Here is a 4,943-nt window from a genome sequence, read left to right as displayed (position 1 = left end):
TCCGCACTTCGGTATTGGCTTCATGGATAAAAGCGATCTGGTCGGCAGGCATCCCCTGAGCAATGAGTTTCTGACGAATATCGTCATATACCGTAAAGGTCGGTTCCTGTTCCGGCAGAGGCACAGCGCCTTCCAATGCGTGAAGCAGTGGATTATCCAGCGTTTTCGCCGCCTTGCTTGCAGGAGCTTTGGCCTGTGGTGTAGAAATGTCGCAGAACACCAGCTGGGTCAGCTTGTCAGCTTTGCCGTCCCGCCAGATCTGCATGATGTTGTCCACACACTGATTGACCTTTGTGCCAGGTTCGTCCGGCAGCATCTGGTTGACGATCCTCTGGTCAAGCCCCAACTTACGGCCATCCGAGGTAATCTTGAGCATGTTATCCTGGGACGGGTCAACAGTTCCGCTGTGTACCAGCGATGCACGCTCCGAAAGAGCTTTGACCATTTCCTGCTGATGTTCGGTAGGCTGCGCCACGATGTTGTGGTATTCCACTTCCGGGGTAGGCAGATTCAGCTGGTCGGCAGTCTTAATGTCAGCCACTTCTTTGAACAGGTTCATCAGCTCCGGCAGGTTAAAGAACTTGCTGAATCTCGTTCTTGCCCGGTAGCCGGTGCCTTCCGGTGCCAGCTCCAATGCTGTGACGGTCTCCCCAAATCGGGAAGCCCAACAGTCGAAGTGGGTCATGTTCAGCTCTTGCAGGCGTTCATACTGAAGATAACGCTGCATGGTGTAAAGCTCGGTCATGGAGTTGCTGACCGGGGTGCCGGTGGCAAAGATCACACCACGATTTCCGGTGATCTCGTCCATATAGCGGCACTTGGCAAACATATCGGAGGATTTCTGCGCGTCCGATGTGGAAAGACCAGCCACATTTCGCATTTTTGTGTATAAAAACAGGTTTTTGTAGTTGTGGGCCTCGTCCACAAATAAACGGTCCACCCCCAGCTGCTCAAAAGTTACCACATCGTCTTTTCGCCCCTCGGCTTGCAGCTTTTCCAGTCTGGCTTCCAGAGACTTTCTGGTACGCTCCAGCTGCTTGACGGTAAAACGCTCGCCGCCGCTGGCCTGTACCTCTGCAATTCCCTCAGTGATCTCGTCGATCTGTTCATAGAGAAGCCGTTCCTGACGCTCCCGGCTGATGGGGATACGCTCAAACTGGCTGTGTCCCATGATGATGGCGTCGTAGTCACCGGTCGCAATACGGGCGCAGAACTTCTTGCGGTTATGGGTCTCAAAGTCCTTTTTGGTGGTGACTAAGATGTTGGCAGAAGGATAGAGACGCAGAAACTCCGACGCCCACTGCTCTGTCAGATGGTTTGGAACCACAAAGAGAGATTTCTGGCACAGTCCCAGGCGTTTGGCTTCCATCGAAGCAGCTACCATTTCAAAAGTTTTGCCTGCGCCTACTTCATGTGCCAACAGGGTATTTCCTCCATACAGCACATGGGCAATGGCGCTTTTCTGGTGTTCCCGCAGGGTAATGGCCGGGTTCATGCCTCCAAAAGTGATGTGACTGCCATCATATTCACGGGGACGGGTAGAGTTCATTTCCTCGTTGTACTGGCTCACCAAAGTCTGGCGGCGCTCCGGGTCTCTCCAGATCCAGTCCCTAAAGGCTTCCCGGATCGCCTGCTGTTTTTGAGCCGCCAGGGTGGTCTCCTTGGCATTCAGCACGCGGCGCTCTTTTCCGTCTGCGTCCTCTATGGTGTCATAGATGCGGACATCCCGCAGGTTTAAGGAATCCTCCAGAATCTTGTAGGCGTTGGCGCGGCTGGTCCCATAGGTGGTATAAGCTGCCACATCGTTGTAGGATACAGAAGATTTTCCCTTGATCTGCCATTCAGCGGTAAAGGACGAATAGTTGACCTCGATACTGCGTTGGAGATAAAACGGGGTATTAAAGGTCTCATACATAAACTGCTGGATATATTCCTTGTCAATCCAGGTAGCGCCCAGACGCACCTCGATCTCCGACGCATCCAGGTCTTTGGGCTGGGCGGCGGTAAGAGCTTCCACATTGACTGCAAAAGAAGGGTCCTGCTGTGCCGCCCGCTGAGCCTGACGCAGTTTGCGGCGTACATTGCCGGAAAGGTATTCATCAGCAGTCACATAATGGGGTGTGCCGTCCTGTTCCAGCTGTCCCGGCACACGGAAGATCACACTTTGCAGTTCTCCCGCCAGTTCTTCTTTTGTTTTTCCGGTAAGCTGGCTCATATAGCCCATATCTACGCAGGCTTTTTCCGAGATGGACACCGCCAGTGCTTCGCTTGCCGTATCCACAGTAGCCACTGCCTGATGGGGCTTGATGGTCCGTTTGGTGAACATATCCGCCTTGCGCTCCAGCTTTCCGTCCTCGTCAATAACTTCCAGCGCACAGAGCAGGTAATAGGAAGAATCGTCTGCATAGGCCAGGCGGTTTGCACGGTCATTGATGAGACCGTATTTGGCAGAAAAGCTGTCATAGAGCCGGTTTAGTTCCGCCTGTTTTTGGGTAATGGTGCTGTCTGGAACCGCTGCATCCATCTGAAGGTCGATCAGTTCCTGCACACAATCGCGCAGTCCCACAAGACCTTTTACGCGGGCTTCTGCGGTGGCGTTGAGATCAGGGCGCACCATGCGGCTGTTTTCCCGGTAGTACACCTGCCCGTCTACAATGACATAAGAATAGTTCTTCACATTAGGATCGGCAGGAATGGAGGTGCCAATGGCTTCGCCTTCGCCCAACTCCGGCAGCTCTGCCTCCTGATAAGTGCCATGAATATACTTCACCGCATCATGCAGCTGGTCGGAAAGCTCCAGTCCCTCGATAGGGTTCACGGTGTAGTCCATACCATGAGCAGTGCTTACCGGCTCCTGTCTGCCCAGCACCATTTCCGGGTGGTCGATAAAATACCGGTTGATGGCAAATCCGTCCTCCGTCTGTCCGGTTTGAGTCCATTCCGGCACGATGTCCAGCGGGCGGTCCCGCTTTTGGAGGAAGATGATGTCCGATACCACCTCGGCACCGGCATTCTTTTTGAACGCGTCATTGGGCAGACGGATAGCTCCCAGCAGCTCGGCACGCTGGGCAAGATAGCGGCGCACGGTGGAATCCTTGGCGTCCATGGTATAGCGGGAGGTTACAAAAGCCACCACACCACCGGGACGCACCTGGTCCAGTGATTTGGCGAAAAAGTAGTTGTGAATACTAAAATTCAGCTTGTTGTAGGCTTTGTCATTGACCTGATACTGACCGAAAGGCACATTGCCGATGGCAAGGTCAAAGAAGTCACGCCTGTCGGTGGTCTCAAAGCCGCCTACTGTGATGTCCGCCTTGGGATAGAGCTGCTTTGCAATGCGCCCGGAAACCGGGTCCAGCTCCACACCGTACAGACGACTGTTTCGCATTTCCTCCGGCAGCATACCGAAGAAATTGCCCACACCCATAGATGGCTCCAGAATATTTCCGGTCTCAAATCCCATACGGCCCACCGCTTCATAGATGGCCTGAATGACCGTAGGGCTGGTGTAATGGGCGTTGAGGGTGGAGCTTCTGGCGGCGACATATTCCTCCGGGGTCAGCAGCTCTTTCAGCTGGGCATACTCGGAAGCCCATGCCGGTTTCTCCGGGTCAAAGGCATCAGAAAGACCGCCCCAGCCCACATAGCGGGATAGGACTTCCTGTTGTTCCGGGCTTGCCTGCTGTCCGGCAACTTCCAACTCTTTCAGCAAACGAATGGCATTGATATTTGCCTGGAACTTGGCTTTCGGACCGCCTTCGCCCAAATGCTCATCGGTAATACGGAAGTTTTGTGCATTGCGGCGCAGGTTGGCCTTGTATTCCTCATAGGAGGCTTCCTCGGCAGCTTTGGCATTGGGGAAGGTCTGCCACTGGCCATTGACCTGAATGGAAACCGGGTGTTCGTCCAGCACTTCCTCAAAGGGTTTCTCCGACTCAGTCACAGGGGCTGGTGGCTCCGGCTCCTCGATATGCAGCCGTTCCACCACCACATCATAAGGCAGATTGTTCTTATCGCCCGGATAGACGGCCACGGTCTCGGAATGGAAGGTCGGGGATTCGGCAGACGGTTGGGGCTGTTCCTGTCCAAAGCCATCCATCTGACGGGCATACATCCCGCGCAGCAAAGGCGCAACTTCATCCCAGCGGAAATACAGCACAGCCAAACGCTTTTCCTCTGCGTCCAGGACTTCCAGCTCCATGCCCTGTGCCGTGGTACGGTAATCGGCAATATCGCCGGTCTCCAGATTCAGGGTCTCAATCTCATGAGGGTAGGCTCTGCTCAGCCAGTAGGCAATCTCACTGTTGCTCCTGCCGGATTGCAGCAGCGTGGAAACCTGTTTTTTATCTGCTTCATCCATCAGTCCATGGGACAATACATCCCGCAAGTCCTGATCTGCCTTGTCCGGGTCAATGGGAAGAAGCTCGGTATAGTAAGCATTGCGGCGGTCTGCCCGAAGCAACTGCTCGAACTGTTCTTTGCGCTCTGCCCGATAGATGGGATATACCATGCCGGTGGGCAGAAGCTGTACGGTGTCCTCCCGCAGCTCGGTGATCTGATAGGCGTCATCCTCGATATACACGGTATCGCCCACAGCATAAACCGGGGCGGCAGGGTCATAGGAAGTCCTTTGCGGAATTGGACTGCGAACGGCATCATATTCCTCATCGGAAATGGAAATCTCGGAAGTCTGCTCTGCCTCGGCAGCTGCGATCTGCTCTGCATCTGACATCACCTGTTGGATAAATGGGTCATTGTCCAGTTTTTCCGAGTCTGCCACCTGGCCGTTGACGATGCCCCTTTCCTCCAGGGCTTCCCGGATGGCGATGGGGTCGATATTGTCAAAACGGTCCTGTTCTTCTTCGGTATAGAACCGGTCCTCCTGAATGAGCTGGGCGATTCGGCGCTGTACCTTCGGCCAGGGCAGCTGCGTTTCCTCCGGG

At 54.4% G+C, this 4,943-nt stretch carries 1 protein-coding gene; it reads right to left on the bottom strand.

The window, feature by feature from the left end; all coding sequences use genetic code 11:
- The coding region (locus tag OCV63_RS00565; RefSeq protein ID WP_262670568.1) for an SNF2-related protein at positions 1 to 4,943 on the bottom strand (4,943 nt) is incomplete at both ends.

This window comes from Laedolimicola ammoniilytica (assembly GCF_025567165.1).
Classification (GTDB): domain Bacteria; phylum Bacillota; class Clostridia; order Lachnospirales; family Lachnospiraceae; genus Laedolimicola; species Laedolimicola ammoniilytica.
Note: the sequence above shows the minus strand (reverse complement) of the source record. Positions and strands in the feature narration are given on the sequence as shown.